Origin of the sequence: Rugamonas sp. DEMB1 (assembly GCF_029834475.1) — a bacterium.
In the GTDB taxonomy this organism is placed as follows: domain Bacteria; phylum Pseudomonadota; class Gammaproteobacteria; order Burkholderiales; family Burkholderiaceae_D; genus Rugamonas; species Rugamonas rubra.
Genome location: NZ_CP122407.1, coordinates 6,746,157 through 6,763,819 on the forward strand (window position 1 = coordinate 6,746,157; position 17,663 = coordinate 6,763,819).

Below are 17,663 nucleotides of genomic sequence, written 5' to 3' on the forward strand. Positions count from 1 at the left end.
GTTGGTCCTCATTTGGTCGGTGCCGAGAAGCCGGCTTCGCCCGGGCCGGGCGGCGTGCCCGGCGCGCCGAACAAGATGCTCTGCGGCCGTTCGTTCAGGTTGTTCATGGTGTTCTTCAGCGCCCGCATCGAGGCGCGCGTGTCCTCGGTGAGCGAGATCACGTGCGGCAGCGCGTCCAGCTCGACGCCGTTGCCGACCGCCTCGAGCGACAGGCCGACCCGTTCGACGGTGCCGCTGATGCGTTCGATCGGCCCGTTCGGCGCCTGCAGGTTGCGGGTCAAGCGGGTGGCGTCGGCGGCCAGCGCCGACACCGACTGCAGCGTGCCCTGCGCCTGGTCGGCCAGCGCCGGCAGGCGGGCGATCACCGGCTCGAGCTGCTGCGGCAGGGCGCGGTAGGCGTTGGCGGTGGCGCTGACGTCGGCGAAGGCGCCCAGGATGACCTTTTGGTTGGCCGGGCTGAGCAGCTCGTTGAGCCGGGTGGCGGCCTCCTCGCTCTGCGCCAGGATGCGCTTGCCGCGCTTCTCCAACTGGTCGAACAGGCCGGGGCGCAGCGGGATGCGGCTCGGGTTGGTGCTGTTGGTGGCCAGCCGGGGCGAGCCGGTGGCCTCGTCGTCGAGCTGGATGAAGGCGATGCCGGTGACGCCCTGGTAGCCCAGCGTGGCGAAGGTGCTGCGGGTGATCGGCGTGTCCGGGTCGATGTTCAGGCTGACCAGGATCTGGCCGGTGACCTTGGGGTCGAAGTCGATGTCGGACACCCTGCCGACGTCGAGGCCGCGGTAGCGCACCGCCGCCTGCGGGTTCAGCCCCGGCACCGGCTGGGTGGTGGCCAGCATGTAGGGCACGCGCTCGACGCGGTCGCGGTTGAACCATAGGCCGAACAGCACGGCGGCGATCAGCAGGGTGATCGTGAAGAAGCCCGTCATGAGGGCGTGGGATCGGTTTTCCATCAGTGCTCCGGTTGGCTGGCCGGCGGCGCCGCAGTCGCGGGCGCCTCCAGCGCTTCCAGCGCCCGCTTGCCGCGGTCGCCGAGGAAGAATTGTTTGATAAACGGATGGTCGATGCGCAGCAGCTCCTGCGTCGGGCCGATGGCGATGACGTGCTTCTCGGCCAGCACGGCGATGCGCGTCGACAGGGCGAACAGGGTGTCGAGGTCGTGGGTGACCATCACCACCGTCAGGCCGAGCTCGCGGTGCAGCGAGCGGATCAGCGCGACGAAGCTTTCCGACAGGTCGGGGTCGAGGCCGGCGGTGGGCTCGTCGAGGAACAGCAGTTTCGGCTCGAGCGCCAGGGCGCGCGCCAGCGCGACCCGCTTGATCATGCCGCCGGACAGGTCGGACGGCATCTTGCCGGCGTGCTCGGGGCCGAGGCCGACCATGTTCATCTTCAGCAGCACGGCGTCGCGGATCAGCTCCTCGGGCAGCGCGCGCAGCTCGCGCATCGGCTGGGCGACGTTGTCGAACACGGTCAGCGCCGAATACAGCGCGCCCTGCTGGAACAGCATGCCCCAGTGGTTGCGCAGCTGCTGCAGGTGCTCGCCGCTGGCCTCGCTGATGTCCTCGCCGAACACCCGCACGCAGCCGCGCGCCGGATGCTCCAGGCCCAGCATCTGGCGCAGCAGCACGGTCTTGCCGGTGCCCGAGCCGCCGACGATGGAGAGGATCTCGCCGCGCTGGATCGCCAGGTTCAGGTCCTGGTGCACCACCGTGCGGCCGAACTTGGTCCACAGGCCGGTGATCTCGACCACCGGCACGCTGCCGTCCAGGGTCAGCTTGCCGCTGTTCTCGGCGCCGCAGGAGGAGCTTGTCGTTTCGCTCATCGGAACCCCACGCCGTTGAAGACGATGGCGAACACGGCGTCGGCCAGGATCACCACGGTGATCGCGGTGACCACCGAGGTGGTGGTGCCGTGGCCCAGGCTTTCGGTGTTGGGCTTGATGCGCAGGCCGAAGTGGCAGGACACCAGCGCGATCAGCACGCCGAACACGGCGCCCTTGCCCAGGCCGATCATGTAGTTCGCCAGCGGCACGGCGTCCGGCAGCTTTTGGATGAAGTAGCGGCTCGACAGGTTCAATTCGATCTTGGCCGAGACCATGCCGCCGATCAGCGCCATGGCGTCGGTCCAGATCACCAGCAGCGGCATCGAAATGGCCAGCGCGAGCACCTTCGGCATGATCAGGCGGAAGCCGTGCGAGATGCCCATCACCAGCATGGCGTCGAGCTCCTCGGTGACCCGCATCACGCCCAGTTGCGCGGTGATCGAGGAGCCGGAGCGGCCGGCCACCAGGATCGCCGCCAACAGCGGCCCCAGTTCGCGGATGATGCTCATGCCGAGCAGGTTGACCAGGTACATGTCGCCGCCGAAGTTGCGCAGCTGCTGGGCCGACAGGTAGGACAGCACCACGCCGATCAAAAAACCGACCAGCGCGGTGATGCCCAGCGCCTGGAAGCCGGCGTGGTAGATGTTGGCCGAGATCTCGCGCCAGGGGCCGCGCAGCGGCCGCCGCGCGAAGCGCGCCAGATCCTGCACCACCTGGCCGACCAGCGAAATGACGTCGCGCAGGTGCTGGAAGAAGGCCAGCATGGCGAAGCCGAGCACCATCACCGAGGTCAGGCGCTGCTTGCGCGGCTGCGCCAGTTCCAGCGTGCCGGTGCTTTCCAGCCGCTTCGAAGAACTCCTCCTGCGCCGGCGCCAGGCGCAGCGCGGCGGGACGGGTCTTGCCCCAGGCGTTCCAGAAGACTTGGGCGCCGATGTGGTCCATGCTGTCGATCGCCGACAAGTCCCACTGCACCTTGCCGTTGCCCTTGAAGGGCGCCAGCAGCTTGGCGATGCCGCGCATGGCGCCGCCCTGCGCCAGCGCGTGCACCTGCCAGGTGCCGGCGGCGACGACGGATGGTTCCCCGGCGGCGCCTGGGGTGACTGTGAGGGTAGGCTCTTGGGCTAGTGGCATGGCGTCAGTTTAAGGGAGTTTCGCCGCCACGGCTACCGCTATACCGAGCGGCCGCCGCGCCCGGCCGCCGCCGGGGTGCCCCGCGGGCCGCCCCTTAGGCTGCCAGATGGCGCGCCTGGCGCTGCGGCGCGGCCGTCTCGCCGCGCGCGGCGGGAGTGGGGATGTGGACGCTCTTGACCTTCGAGCCGGACTCGTTGCGGCCGGCGTAGTCGCTGGCCAGCAGCTGCTCGGCGGCCTGTTTGTCCATGCCGGCCACCTGCAGCCAGCGCGCCACCAGCGCCGCCAGGCGGTCGAGCGCGATGCGGTGGGTGGCGTCGGTGTTCGCGTATAGCCAATCGGAGAAGGCCATGAAGTTCTCGAACGGCGTCTCGCCCAGCAGCACCGGCACGGTGTGGACGAAGCGGCCGGAGTTGGCCACCAGGTCCCAATAACGGGCGAAGCGCACCAGCCGCTGCATGGTGGGGAAGTCGACGTCCTTGTTGGCCAGGATGGTGTAGGGCGCGTAGGGTTCGAACACCAGGCCGAAGGCCTCGGTGTGGCGGATGATCGGCGTGCCGCGCAGGCGCTTGAGGATGCCGAACTGGATCTCGTGCGGCTTCAGCGCCACCAACTGGTTGAAACCACGGGCGAAGCTCTCCACCGTCTCGCCGGGCAGGCCGGCGATCAGGTCGACGTGCATGTGGGCATGCGAGTGCTCGGTGAGCCAGCGGATGTTGTCGGCCGCCTTCTGGTTGTCCTGGCGCCGGCTGACCAGGGTCTGCACCTCCGGGTTGAAACTTTGGATGCCGATCTCGAACTGCAGCGCCCCCGGCGGGAACTTGCTGATGCCCTCCTTCAGTGCGTCCGGCAGGTGGTCGGGCACCAGCTCGAAGTGGGCGTAGACCGGATCGTCCGGGTTGGCCTCCAGCTTATCGAGGAAGAACTGCATGATCTTCAGGCTGGTCTTGATGTTCAGGTTGAAGGTGCGGTCGACGAACTTGAACAGCCGCGCGCCGCGCGCGTGCAGCGACTCCATCTCAGCCAGGAAGCTCTCCAGCGCGAAGGGCCAGGCCGTCTTGTCCAGCGCCGACAGGCAGAACTCGCACTTGAACGGGCAGCCGCGCGAGGCCTCGACGTAGATGGTGCGGTTCTTGATGTCGTCGTCGCTATATAGAGAGTAGGGCAGTTTGATCTCGGCCATCGGCGGCTGCACGCCGGCGTGGATCTTCATCAGCGGCTTGGGGCCGTTGAGGATCTCGCCGCACAGCTTGGGGAAGCTGACGTCGCCCCAGCCGGTGATCAAATAGTCGGCCAGCTGGACGATCTGCTGTTCGCCCGGCTCGTGCGACACCTCCGGCCCGCCCAGCACCACCACCACCTGCGGCGCCACACGCTTGAGCATGGCGACGACCTTGGTGGTTTCTTCCACGTTCCATATATACACACCGAAACCGACAATGCGCGGCTGGTGCGCCAGGATGCGTTCGACGATCTCGGTGGTCTTCGCACCGATGACGAACTCCTGCAGCTTGGTCTGCTCTTGCAGCGGCCCCATATTGGCTAACAGATAGCGCAAGCCCAGCGAAGCATGGGTATAACGGGCGTTGAGGGTGGAGAGCAGGATGGTCATGACAAGCTTTTAGATCGGGGAAACAGCTATTTTACGCTGCCGCGCCGCTTTCTCCCGGATTGCCCTTGCCAGCCCGGGAGGGCTTTGTTATAGTTCGCCTCCCCGCAAAACGGAGCGCGCAAAACAGCGTGGCGCAGAGTGAAGCGGGGAAAGTAGGGGGTTGACGAAATGGCCGAAACGCTGCATACTCTTCCTTCTTCGCAACTGACAAACAAAACGCTTTGTCAAGGGTTGAAAGCCCGGTTGCAGGCAGTACCGAATAAAGTTCTTTAACAATTAACAGTCGATAAGTGTGGATGTTTGATGAAAGTGCAGCGGCTTCTTCGGAAGTCGTCGACTTAAAATATCAAATGTTCACAAGAAGTAATGAAATAGGACGCTTCGCAAGAAGTGGCCTGTCAGTATTTTGAGTGAGCGACCCCTTAGCAATAAGGGTGACACGAAAGTGTCAAAGTAACAGAGATTAAACTGAAGAGTTTGATCCTGGCTCAGATTGAACGCTGGCGGCATGCCTTACACATGCAAGTCGAACGGCAGCGCGGGGCAACCTGGCGGCGAGTGGCGAACGGGTGAGTAATATATCGGAACGTACCCTGGAGTGGGGGATAACGTAGCGAAAGTTACGCTAATACCGCATACGATCTAAGGATGAAAGTGGGGGATTCGCAAGAACCTCATGCTCCTGGAGCGGCCGATATCTGATTAGCTAGTTGGTGGGGTAAAGGCCTACCAAGGCATCGATCAGTAGCTGGTCTGAGAGGACGACCAGCCACACTGGAACTGAGACACGGTCCAGACTCCTACGGGAGGCAGCAGTGGGGAATTTTGGACAATGGGCGAAAGCCTGATCCAGCAATGCCGCGTGAGTGAAGAAGGCCTTCGGGTTGTAAAGCTCTTTTGTCAGGGAAGAAACGGTGGGTTCTAATACAGCCTGCTAATGACGGTACCTGAAGAATAAGCACCGGCTAACTACGTGCCAGCAGCCGCGGTAATACGTAGGGTGCAAGCGTTAATCGGAATTACTGGGCGTAAAGCGTGCGCAGGCGGTTTTGTAAGTCTGTCGTGAAATCCCCGGGCTCAACCTGGGAATGGCGATGGAGACTGCAAGGCTAGAGTTTGGCAGAGGGGGGTAGAATTCCACGTGTAGCAGTGAAATGCGTAGATATGTGGAGGAACACCGATGGCGAAGGCAGCCCCCTGGGTCAAGACTGACGCTCATGCACGAAAGCGTGGGGAGCAAACAGGATTAGATACCCTGGTAGTCCACGCCCTAAACGATGTCTACTAGTTGTCGGGTCTTAATTGACTTGGTAACGCAGCTAACGCGTGAAGTAGACCGCCTGGGGAGTACGGTCGCAAGATTAAAACTCAAAGGAATTGACGGGGCCCCGCACAAGCGGTGGATGATGTGGATTAATTCGATGCAACGCGAAAAACCTTACCTACCCTTGACATGGCTGGAATCCTTGAGAGATCAGGGAGTGCTCGAAAGAGAACCAGTACACAGGTGCTGCATGGCTGTCGTCAGCTCGTGTCGTGAGATGTTGGGTTAAGTCCCGCAACGAGCGCAACCCTTGTCATTAGTTGCTACGAAAGGGCACTCTAATGAGACTGCCGGTGACAAACCGGAGGAAGGTGGGGATGACGTCAAGTCCTCATGGCCCTTATGGGTAGGGCTTCACACGTCATACAATGGTACATACAGAGCGCCGCCAACCCGCGAGGGGGAGCTAATCGCAGAAAGTGTATCGTAGTCCGGATTGTAGTCTGCAACTCGACTGCATGAAGTTGGAATCGCTAGTAATCGCGGATCAGCATGTCGCGGTGAATACGTTCCCGGGTCTTGTACACACCGCCCGTCACACCATGGGAGCGGGTTTTACCAGAAGTAGGTAGCTTAACCGCAAGGAGGGCGCTTACCACGGTAGGATTCGTGACTGGGGTGAAGTCGTAACAAGGTAGCCGTATCGGAAGGTGCGGCTGGATCACCTCCTTTCTAGAGTATGCACGGGGTTAGCAATAATCCACATCATCAAGCATTCACACTTATCGACTGTCAATTAAGAAGAACAGCATTTGGGGCTGTAGCTCAGCTGGTTAGAGCACCGTGTTGATAACGCGGGGGTCGTTGGTTCGAGTCCAACCAGCCCTACCAGGATTACCCCGGGGATTAGCTCAGCTGGGAGAGCACCTGCTTTGCAAGCAGGGGGTCGTCGGTTCGATCCCGTCATCCTCCACCAAAAAGTTCAAACGTAAGCCCTGCCCTAGCGGCAAGCGCGGTTTAGGTTTGGTCTTTTAGAGATTAAATGTTGTTTCGTTCTTTAAAAATTTGGAAGAAGTAAAAGTAAAGATTATTTATTAATCGCATCGATCGGAAGGTTGATGTGATGGGTAATGATTGTATGTATCAACAAACATAGCAACATGTAGTTTCTTATTCCTATGACCGCTCCTTGTTTAGTCGCAGGGGCTAACGTTATAGGGACAAGCGAATAAGTGCACATGGTGGATGCCTTGGCGATTACAGGCGATGAAGGACGTAGTAGCTTGCGATAAGCTGCGGGGAGCGAGCAAACACGCTTTGATCCGCAGATTTCCGAATGGGGAAACCCGGCCTTTTAGGTCATTGCATACTGAATACATAGGTATGCAAAGCGAACGCGGCGAACTGAAACATCTAAGTAGCTGCAGGAAAAGAAATCAACCGAGATTCCCAAAGTAGTGGCGAGCGAAATGGGATGAGCCTGCACGTTTTAGCATGACGCATAGAAGAATCCTCTGGAAATAGGAACCGTAGCGGGTGATAGTCCCGTATTCGAAATGCGATGTGTGGAACTAAGCGTGCGACAAGTAGGGCGGGACACGAGAAATCCTGTCTGAATATGGGGGGACCATCCTCCAAGGCTAAATACTCGTAATCGACCGATAGTGAACCAGTACCGTGAGGGAAAGGCGAAAAGAACCCCGGAAGGGGAGTGAAATAGATCCTGAAACCGTGTGCATACAAACAGTAGGAGCGGACTTGTTCCGTGACTGCGTACCTTTTGTATAATGGGTCAGCGACTTACATTCAGTGGCAAGGTTAACCATATAGGGAAGCCGTAGAGAAATCGAGTCCGAATAGGGCGTTCAGTCGCTGGGTGTAGACCCGAAACCAAGTGATCTACTCATGGCCAGGATGAAGGTGCGGTAACACGCACTGGAGGTCCGAACCCACTAATGTTGAAAAATTAGGGGATGAGCTGTGGGTAGGGGTGAAAGGCTAAACAAACTTGGAAATAGCTGGTTCTCTCCGAAAACTATTTAGGTAGTGCCTCAAGTATCACCATCGGGGGTAGAGCACTGTTATGGCTAGGGGGTCATCGCGACTTACCAAACCATTGCAAACTCCGAATACCGATGAGTGCGAGCTTGGGAGACAGACGTCGGGTGCTAACGTCCGGCGTCAAGAGGGAAACAACCCAGACCGCCAGCTAAGGTCCCAAAGATTGGCTAAGTGGAAAACGAAGTGGGAAGGCTAAAACAGTCAGGATGTTGGCTTAGAAGCAGCCATCATTTAAAGAAAGCGTAATAGCTCACTGATCGAGTCGTCCTGCGCGGAAGATGTAACGGGGCTAAGCCAGTCACCGAAGCTGCGGATATTTTTTCTGTGATTTATCACGGGATCGATATGGTAGGAGAGCGTTCTGTAAGCCTGCGAAGGTGTCTTGTAAAGGATGCTGGAGGTATCAGAAGTGCGAATGCTGACATGAGTAGCGATAATGGGGGTGAAAAGCCCCCACGCCGTAAGCCCAAGGTTTCCTGTTCAACGTTCATCGGAGCAGGGTGAGTCGGCCCCTAAGGCGAGGCAGAGATGCGTAGCTGATGGGAAGCAGGTTAATATTCCTGCACCGTCGTATGATGCGATGGGGGGACGGATCGCGGAAGGTTGTCTGCCTGTTGGAATAGGCAGTTTCTGGTTCATAGAAGGCGCTTAGGCAAATCCGGGCGCGGAATTCAAGGGACTGGGACGAGCGAATTTATTCGTGAAGCAATCGGAAGTGGTTCCAAGAAAAGCCTCTAAGCTTCAGTCATACGAGACCGTACCGCAAACCGACACAGGTGGGCGAGATGAGTATTCTAAGGCGCTTGAGAGAACTCGGGAGAAGGAACTCGGCAAATTGGTACCGTAACTTCGGGAAAAGGTACGCCCTTGTAGCTTGACCACTTTACTGTGGAAGGGTGAACGGGTTGCAATAAACTGGTGGCTGCGACTGTTTAATAAAAACACAGCACTCTGCAAACACGAAAGTGGACGTATAGGGTGTGACGCCTGCCCGGTGCTGGAAGATTAAATGATGGGGTGCAAGCTCTTGATTGAAGTCCCAGTAAACGGCGGCCGTAACTATAACGGTCCTAAGGTAGCGAAATTCCTTGTCGGGTAAGTTCCGACCTGCACGAATGGCGTAACGATGGCCACACTGTCTCCTCCCGAGACTCAGCGAAGTTGAAATGTTTGTGATGATGCAATCTACCCGCGGCTAGACGGAAAGACCCCATGAACCTTTACTGTAGCTTTGCATTGGACTTTGAACCAATCTGTGTAGGATAGGTGGGAGGCTTTGAAGCGGGGACGCCAGTCTTCGTGGAGCCAACCTTGAAATACCACCCTGGTTTGTTTGAGGTTCTAACCTTGGTCCGTTATCCGGATCGGGGACAGTGCATGGTAGGCAGTTTGACTGGGGCGGTCTCCTCCTAAAGTGTAACGGAGGAGTTCGAAGGTACGCTAGATACGGTCGGACATCGTGTTGATAGTGCAATGGCATAAGCGTGCTTAACTGCGAGACTGACAAGTCGAGCAGGTACGAAAGTAGGACATAGTGATCCGGTGGTTCTGTATGGAAGGGCCATCGCTCAACGGATAAAAGGTACTCTGGGGATAACAGGCTGATTCCTCCCAAGAGTTCATATCGACGGGGGAGTTTGGCACCTCGATGTCGGCTCATCACATCCTGGGGCTGTAGCCGGTCCCAAGGGTATGGCTGTTCGCCATTTAAAGTGGTACGTGAGCTGGGTTTAAAACGTCGTGAGACAGTTTGGTCCCTATCTGCCGTGGGCGTTGGAAATTTGAAGGGGGCTGCTCCTAGTACGAGAGGACCGGAGTGGACAGACCTCTGGTGTACCGGTTGTCACGCCAGTGGCATTGCCGGGTAGCTAAGTCTGGAAGAGATAACCGCTGAAAGCATCTAAGCGGGAAACTTGCCTTGAGATGAGATTTCCCAGAGCCTTGAGCTCTTTGAAGGGTCGTTCGAGACCAGGACGTTGATAGGCTGGGTGTGGAAGTGCAGTAATGCATTAAGCTAACCAGTACTAATTGCCCGTACGGCTTGTCCCTATAACCTTAGCAGGTTGTAAGAATAAGAACTACGTGTCGCCTGAGTGTTGATACATCGTTCATTACCCCTGATCTTTACTTTGAATAAACGGTATAAATCGTTTATAATGCTTCTTCCAGATTCAAGTGCCGCTGTCCAATTGGAAGCGAACACTGTACAAGTCAATGCCTGATGACCATAGCAAGTTGGTACCACCCCTTCCCATCCCGAACAGGACCGTGAAACAACTCTGCGCCGATGATAGTGCTGCAACCAGTGTGAAAGTAGGTTATCGTCAGGCTAGTTATACTAAAAACCCCAACCGGTGATCTGGTTGGGGTTTTTTACGTCTGGAGCTTTTAACGGGGCGATGCTGATCGCTGATGCTGCGCCAGGCGTCTGCCGGCATGATGGAAGCGTTATCGTCACGGTGAAAGCGCCGATCGCGTCCCGCCTCCGGGGGCGCAGAGTCTGCCGGCTCCTAGTGTCGGCGTGGGTCTTCCGAACGTGGTGAACTCCGTCGCCTTGATGGCATCTCTGAGCTTGGGCGCGAGTACGCCGGGTCGTCAAACCAGTAGCCGGCTGCTGTGCATGTATCTTTACTGGACGCTAGGGGCGTGGCCCCGCCCAACATGGGCGTCTGCGCATGCGGATAAAGCGAAGAGGGAGTGTCGAGAGCGCCACTTGCGCGCGACCTTGGGCAGCGCGCAAGTGGGGAGGTGTTAGAGCAGGTTCGAGCACCTTGAGCATTACCAGCAGAATAAGCACAGGCGAAACATAGCGCAGCAGGAAGAAGACCAGGCGGGAGGTCGACTCGTTCAGCAGCGTGCCGTTGTTGGACAGCGCCGAGGTAAATTGCTCGCGCCCCCATACCCAGCCGACAAACACCGCGAGCAAGATGCCGCCGGCTGGCATGATGATGTTCGATGAAACGAAGTCGAAAAGATCAAACATATTGAGGCCAAATATTTTGAAGCCTGCCAGCAGGCTATTGGTCAGTGCGCAGCTGGAACCGAGCACCATCAAACTGACAATCGTCAGCACGGTTGCGCGGCGCCGTGTGATGCCCAGTCGCTCGTGCAGAATCACCACCGGCACTTCCATCAACGACAGCATTGCTCCCGTCGCTGCCACGGCTGCCAACACGAAGAAAATAACCATCAGCACCTGCCCCATCGGAATCTGCGAGAAGACCGCCGGAATCGTAATGAAGACCAGCGCCGGACCGGCCGCCGGCGCGAAACCGAAGGTGAACACCGCAGGAAAGATGGCGATACCCGCAAGCATAGACACGCACAGATCCGCCGCCATCACGCGCACCGTCGTCAGCGGGATATTTTGATCGTCGCGGAAATAGCTGCCGTAGGTCATCATCGTCCCCATTCCGAGCGACAGCTTGAAGAAGGCTAGACCCATCGCAGTCAACACGACCGTGGCCGTGATTTTGCTGAAGTCGGGGCGGAACAGGAAGGCCAGGCCTTCGGCCGCCTTATCCAGCGACAGGCTGACCGCGCAAAGCAACAGCAGCAATAGGAACAGCAAAGGCATCAGTTTTTTCGCCAAACCCTCGATTCCCTTTGTCACGCCCATCAGTAGGATGCCGCCAATGAACATCAGCACGCCCCATTGCCACAGCAGCGACTGCACCGGATCGGCGATCAGCTTGCTGAATGCCGCCTCGGTCACCTGGCGGTCGCTACTGAGAATGGAGCCGCCAATGGCCTTGACCACATAGGCAAAGACCCATGCCACCACTTCAGAATAGAAGGACAGGATCAGAAAAGACGCCAACATGCCCGCCACCCCGACCAGCCACCATGGCTGCCCCTTGGGGCTGAGCTTCTGCAACGCGGTGATGGGATTGGCTTTGGCACGCCGTCCCATAGTGATCTCCGCAATCATGACCGGCAAGCCGATGACCAGGGTGGCCAGCAGGTAGACCAGCAGAAAGCCGGCACCGCCGTTGGCGCCTGTCAAGTAAGGGAACTTCCAGATGTTGCCGAGCCCTACCGCTGAACCCAGCGTCGCCGCGAGTACGCCGAAGCTGGAACTAAAGCCGCCGCGCTTGATTGTATTGTTGCTGCCGTGCCCCATTGCACCTCTCCTGATTGACCTGCCATATACGGCAAAAGGTCGCGATTGTAGCAGTAAGGCAGGTTTGAGAAAAAAGCCTTGCAGATGGGAAGTGCCTTTGTTATAGTTCGCCTCCCCGCAGAACGGAGCGCGCAAAACAGCGTGGCGCAGAGTGAAGCGGGAAAAGTAGGGGTTGACGAAATGGCCGAAACGCTGCATACTCTTCCTTCTTCGCAACTGACAAACAAAACGCTTTGTCACCAAGTTGCAGGCAGTACCGAATAAAGTTCTTTAACAATTAACAGTCGATAAGTGTGGATGTTTGATGAAAGTGCAGCGGCTTCTTCGGAAGCCGTCAACTTAAAATATCAAATGTTCACAAGAAGTAATGAAATAGGACGCTTCGCAAGAAGTGGCCTGTCAGTATTTTGAGTGAGCGACCCCTTAGCAATAAGGGTGGCACGAAAGTGTCAAAGTAACAGAGATTAAACTGAAGAGTTTGATCCTGGCTCAGATTGAACGCTGGCGGCATGCCTTACACATGCAAGTCGAACGGCAGCGCGGGGCAACCTGGCGGCGAGTGGCGAACGGGTGAGTAATATATCGGAACGTACCCTGGAGTGGGGGATAACGTAGCGAAAGTTACGCTAATACCGCATACGATCTAAGGATGAAAGTGGGGGATCGCAAGACCTCATGCTCCTGGAGCGGCCGATATCTGATTAGCTAGTTGGTGGGGTAAAGGCCTACCAAGGCATCGATCAGTAGCTGGTCTGAGAGGACGACCAGCCACACTGGAACTGAGACACGGTCCAGACTCCTACGGGAGGCAGCAGTGGGGAATTTTGGACAATGGGCGAAAGCCTGATCCAGCAATGCCGCGTGAGTGAAGAAGGCCTTCGGGTTGTAAAGCTCTTTTGTCAGGGAAGAAACGGTGGGTTCTAATACAGCCTGCTAATGACGGTACCTGAAGAATAAGCACCGGCTAACTACGTGCCAGCAGCCGCGGTAATACGTAGGGTGCAAGCGTTAATCGGAATTACTGGGCGTAAAGCGTGCGCAGGCGGTTTTGTAAGTCTGTCGTGAAATCCCCGGGCTCAACCTGGGAATGGCGATGGAGACTGCAAGGCTAGAGTTTGGCAGAGGGGGGTAGAATTCCACGTGTAGCAGTGAAATGCGTAGATATGTGGAGGAACACCGATGGCGAAGGCAGCCCCCTGGGTCAAGACTGACGCTCATGCACGAAAGCGTGGGGAGCAAACAGGATTAGATACCCTGGTAGTCCACGCCCTAAACGATGTCTACTAGTTGTCGGGTCTTAATTGACTTGGTAACGCAGCTAACGCGTGAAGTAGACCGCCTGGGGAGTACGGTCGCAAGATTAAAACTCAAAGGAATTGACGGGGCCCGCACAAGCGGTGGATGATGTGGATTAATTCGATGCAACGCGAAAAACCTTACCTACCCTTGACATGGCTGGAATCCCCGAGAGATCGGGGAGTGCTCGAAAGAGAACCAGTACACAGGTGCTGCATGGCTGTCGTCAGCTCGTGTCGTGAGATGTTGGGTTAAGTCCCGCAACGAGCGCAACCCTTGTCATTAGTTGCTACGAAAGGGCACTCTAATGAGACTGCCGGTGACAAACCGGAGGAAGGTGGGGATGACGTCAAGTCCTCATGGCCCTTATGGGTAGGGCTTCACACGTCATACAATGGTACATACAGAGCGCCGCCAACCCGCGAGGGGGAGCTAATCGCAGAAAGTGTATCGTAGTCCGGATTGTAGTCTGCAACTCGACTGCATGAAGTTGGAATCGCTAGTAATCGCGGATCAGCATGTCGCGGTGAATACGTTCCCGGGTCTTGTACACACCGCCCGTCACACCATGGGAGCGGGTTTTACCAGAAGTAGGTAGCTTAACCGCAAGGAGGGCGCTTACCACGGTAGGATTCGTGACTGGGGTGAAGTCGTAACAAGGTAGCCGTATCGGAAGGTGCGGCTGGATCACCTCCTTTCTAGAGTATGCACAGAATCAGCAATGGTTCACATCATCAAGCATTCACACTTATCGACTGTCAATTAAGAAGAACAGCATTTGGGGCTGTAGCTCAGCTGGTTAGAGCACCGTGTTGATAACGCGGGGGTCGTTGGTTCGAGTCCAACCAGCCCTACCAGTATTACCCCGGGGGGATTAGCTCAGCTGGGAGAGCACCTGCTTTGCAAGCAGGGGGTCGTCGGTTCGATCCCGTCATCCTCCACCAAAAAGTTCAAACGTAAGTCTGCCCTAACGGAAAGCGCCGGATTTAGGTTTGGTCTTTTAGAGATTAAATGCTGTTTCGTTCTTTAAAAATTTGGAAGAAGTAAAAGTAAAGATTATTTATTAATCGTTTGCGTCGGAAGACGTGAATGATGGGTAATGATTGTATGTATCAACAAACATAGCAACATGTAGTTTCTTATTCCTATAAACGCTCCTTGTTTAGTCGCAGGGGCTAACGTTATAGGGACAAGCGAATAAGTGCACATGGTGGATGCCTTGGCGATTACAGGCGATGAAGGACGTAGTAGCTTGCGATAAGCTGCGGGGAGCGAGCAAACACGCTTTGATCCGCAGATTTCCGAATGGGGAAACCCGGCCTTTTAGGTCATTGCATACTGAATACATAGGTATGCAAAGCGAACGCGGCGAACTGAAACATCTAAGTAGCTGCAGGAAAAGAAATCAACCGAGATTCCCAAAGTAGTGGCGAGCGAAATGGGATGAGCCTGCACGTTTTAGCATGACGCATAGAAGAATCCTCTGGAAATAGGAACCGTAGCGGGTGATAGTCCCGTATTCGAAATGCGATGTGTGGAACTAAGCGTGCGACAAGTAGGGCGGGACACGAGAAATCCTGTCTGAATATGGGGGGACCATCCTCCAAGGCTAAATACTCGTAATCGACCGATAGTGAACCAGTACCGTGAGGGAAAGGCGAAAAGAACCCCGGAAGGGGAGTGAAATAGATCCTGAAACCGTGTGCATACAAACAGTAGGAGCGGACTTGTTCCGTGACTGCGTACCTTTTGTATAATGGGTCAGCGACTTACATTCAGTGGCAAGGTTAACCGATTAGGGAAGCCGTAGAGAAATCGAGTCCGAATAGGGCGTTCAGTCGCTGGGTGTAGACCCGAAACCAAGTGATCTACTCATGGCCAGGATGAAGGTGCGGTAACACGCACTGGAGGTCCGAACCCACTAATGTTGAAAAATTAGGGGATGAGCTGTGGGTAGGGGTGAAAGGCTAAACAAACTTGGAAATAGCTGGTTCTCTCCGAAAACTATTTAGGTAGTGCCTCAAGTATCACCATCGGGGGTAGAGCACTGTTATGGCTAGGGGGTCATCGCGACTTACCAAACCATTGCAAACTCCGAATACCGATGAGTGCGAGCTTGGGAGACAGACGTCGGGTGCTAACGTCCGGCGTCAAGAGGGAAACAACCCAGGCCGCCAGCTAAGGTCCCAAAGATTGGCTAAGTGGAAAACGAAGTGGGAAGGCTAAAACAGTCAGGATGTTGGCTTAGAAGCAGCCATCATTTAAAAGAAAGCGTAATAGCTCACTGATCGAGTTGTCCTGCGCGGAAGATGTAACGGGGCTAAGCCAGTCACCGAAGCTGCGGATATGCGTAAGCATATGGTAGGAGAGCGTTCTGTAAGCCTGCGAAGGTGTCTTGTAAAGGATGCTGGAGGTATCAGAAGTGCGAATGCTGACATGAGTAGCGATAATGGGGGTGAAAAGCCCCCACGCCGTAAGCCCAAGGTTTCCTGTTCAACGTTCATCGGAGCAGGGTGAGTCGGCCCCTAAGGCGAGGCAGAGATGCGTAGCTGATGGGAAGCAGGTTAATATTCCTGCACCGTCGTATGATGCGATGGGGGGACGGATCGCGGAAGGTTGTCTGCCTGTTGGAATAGGCAGTTTCTGGTTCATAGAAGGCGCTTAGGCAAATCCGGGCGCGGAATTCAAGGGACTGGGACGAGTGAATTTATTCATGAAGCAATCGGAAGTGGTTCCAAGAACAGCCTCTAAGCTTCAGTCATACGAGACCGTACCGCAAACCGACACAGGTGGGCGAGATGAGTATTCTAAGGCGCTTGGAGAACTCGGGAGAAGGGCTTTGGCAATTGGTACCGTAACTTCGGGAAAAGGTACGCCCTTGTAGTTTGATCACTTTACTGTGGAAGGATCGAATGGGTTGCAATAAACTGGTGGCTGCGACTGTTTAATAAAAACACAGCACTCTGCAAACACGAAAGTGGACGTATAGGGTGTGACGCCTGCCCGGTGCTGGAAGATTAAATGATGGGGTGCAAGCTCTTGGTTGAAGTCCCAGTAAACGGCGGCCGTAACTATAACGGTCCTAAGGTAGCGAAATTCCTGTCGGGTAAGTTCCGACCTGCACGAATGGCGTACGATGGCCACACTGTCTCTCCGAGACTCAGCGAAGTTGAAATGTTTGTGATGATGCAATTTACCCGCGGCTAGAACGGAAAGCCCCATGGTCCTTTACTGTAGCTTTGCATTGGACTTTGAACCAATCTGTGTAGGATAGGTGGGAGGCTTTTTTGAAGCGGGGACGCCAGTCTTCGTGGGCCAACCTTGAAATACCACCCTGGTTTGTTTGAGGTTCTAACCTTGGTCCGTTTCGGGATCGGGGACAGTGCATGGTAGGCAGTTTGACTGGGGCGGTCTCCTCCTAAAGTGTAACGGAGGAGATCGGGTACGCTAGATACGGTCGGACATCGTGTTGATAGTGCAATGGCATAAGCGTGCTTAACTGCGAGACTGACAAGTCGAGCAGGTACGAAAGTGGGGCATAGTGATCCGGTGGTTCTGTATGGAAGGGCCATCGTTCAAAGGATAAAAGGTACTCTGGGGATAACAGGCTGATTCCTCCCAAGAGTTCATATCGACGGGGGAGTTTGGCACCTCGATGTCGGCTCATCACATCCTGGGGCTGTAGCCGGTCCCGAGGGTATGGCTGTTCGCCATTTAAAGTGGTACGTGTGCTGGGTTTAAAACGTCGTGAGCGTGTCTGGTCCCCTATCTGCCGTGGGCGTTGGAAATTTGAAGGGGGCTGCTCCTAGTACGAGAGGACCGGAGTGGGACAGACCTCTGGTGTACCGGTTGTCACGCCAGTGGCATTGCCGGGTAGCTAAGTCTGGAAGAGATAACCGCTGAAAGCATCCTAAGCGGGGGGGTTCGTTTGGGGTGAGATTTCCCAGAGCCTTGAGCTCTTTGAAGGGTCGTTTGAGACCAGGAACGTCGATAGGCTGGGTGTTGAAGTGCAGTAATGCATTAAGCTAACCAGTACTAATTGCCCGTACGGCTTGGCGCTTATAACCTTAGCAGGTTGTAGAATAAGAACTACGTGTCGCCTGAGTGTTGATCATCATTGTTCATTACCCCTGATCTTTACTTTGAATAAACGGTTAAATCGTTTATAATGCTTCTTCCAGATTCGAGTGCCGCTGTCCAATTGGAAGCGAACACTGTACAAGTCAATGCCTGATGACCATAGCAAGTTGGTACCACCCCTTCCCATCCCGAACAGGACCGTGAAACAACTCTGCGCCGATGATAGTGCTGCAACCAGTGTGGAAGGGTTATCGTCAGGCTAGTTATATAGTAGTGTAAAAAA

At 56.0% G+C, this 17,663-nt stretch carries 4 protein-coding genes, 3 tRNA genes, 6 rRNA genes and 1 pseudogene; 9 read left to right on the top strand and 5 right to left on the bottom strand.

The features are described 5' to 3' along the window. Nucleotides 1-8 precede the first annotated feature (8 nt). From QC826_RS31055 to QC826_RS31070, 4 genes and pseudogenes are all read right to left on the bottom strand, one after another. Nucleotides 9-947, bottom strand: coding sequence for an MlaD family protein (locus QC826_RS31055; protein WP_279763856.1), 939 nt, complete (start codon nucleotides 945-947; stop codon nucleotides 9-11). Further along, nucleotides 947-1,816: an ABC transporter ATP-binding protein gene (locus QC826_RS31060; RefSeq protein ID WP_093391233.1), complete on the bottom strand. Its 870-nt coding sequence runs from the start codon at nucleotides 1,814-1,816 to the stop codon at nucleotides 947-949. The genes QC826_RS31055 and QC826_RS31060 overlap by 1 nt, the downstream gene beginning before the upstream one ends. After that, nucleotides 1,813-2,947 (bottom strand): annotated as a pseudogene (locus QC826_RS31065) (MlaE family ABC transporter permease). The gene QC826_RS31060 and the pseudogene QC826_RS31065 overlap by 4 nt, the downstream one beginning before the upstream one ends. Nucleotides 2,948-3,041: 94 nt before the next feature. Continuing rightward, on the bottom strand, nucleotides 3,042-4,556 hold the full coding sequence (locus tag QC826_RS31070; protein WP_279763858.1) for a B12-binding domain-containing radical SAM protein: 1,515 nt from the start codon (nucleotides 4,554-4,556) through the stop codon (nucleotides 3,042-3,044). A 465-nt stretch (nucleotides 4,557-5,021) separates the two neighbouring features. Here QC826_RS31070 and QC826_RS31075 point away from each other — a divergent pair. The 4 genes from QC826_RS31075 (at nucleotide 5,022) to rrf (QC826_RS31090) (ending at nucleotide 10,211) form a co-directional block, all read left to right on the top strand. Next, a 16S ribosomal RNA gene (locus QC826_RS31075) occupies nucleotides 5,022-6,552 on the top strand. Between the two features lie 82 nt (nucleotides 6,553-6,634). Continuing rightward, nucleotides 6,635-6,711: transfer RNA gene (locus QC826_RS31080), tRNA-Ile, on the top strand. 327 nt (nucleotides 6,712-7,038) lie between these two features. Next, nucleotides 7,039-9,930: ribosomal RNA gene (locus QC826_RS31085) — 23S ribosomal RNA — on the top strand. Between the two features lie 168 nt (nucleotides 9,931-10,098). Beyond that, nucleotides 10,099-10,211 (top strand): 5S ribosomal RNA (rrf, locus tag QC826_RS31090). Together the 16S, 23S and 5S rRNA genes with 1 tRNA gene alongside form the textbook arrangement of a ribosomal RNA operon. A 308-nt stretch (nucleotides 10,212-10,519) precedes the next feature. Here the strand turns inward: rrf (QC826_RS31090) and QC826_RS31095 are convergent. After that, on the bottom strand, nucleotides 10,520-12,004 hold the full coding sequence (locus QC826_RS31095) for a sodium-dependent transporter (protein ID WP_279766640.1): 1,485 nt from the start codon (nucleotides 12,002-12,004) through the stop codon (nucleotides 10,520-10,522). Nucleotides 12,005-12,470: 466 nt separating this feature from the next. On the opposite strand from QC826_RS31095, the gene QC826_RS31100 reads away from it, so the two are divergent. From QC826_RS31100 to rrf (QC826_RS31120), 5 genes are all read left to right on the top strand, one after another. Continuing rightward, a 16S ribosomal RNA gene (locus QC826_RS31100) occupies nucleotides 12,471-13,998 on the top strand. Between the two features lie 82 nt (nucleotides 13,999-14,080). Continuing rightward, a tRNA-Ile gene (locus QC826_RS31105) sits at nucleotides 14,081-14,157 on the top strand. An 11-nt stretch (nucleotides 14,158-14,168) separates the two neighbouring features. Further along, nucleotides 14,169-14,244 (top strand) — tRNA-Ala (locus tag QC826_RS31110). 243 nt (nucleotides 14,245-14,487) lie between these two features. After that, nucleotides 14,488-17,360: ribosomal RNA gene (locus QC826_RS31115) — 23S ribosomal RNA — on the top strand. Nucleotides 17,361-17,529: 169 nt separating this feature from the next. Further along, nucleotides 17,530-17,640 (top strand): 5S ribosomal RNA (gene rrf, locus QC826_RS31120). Nucleotides 17,641-17,663 lie beyond the last annotated feature (23 nt).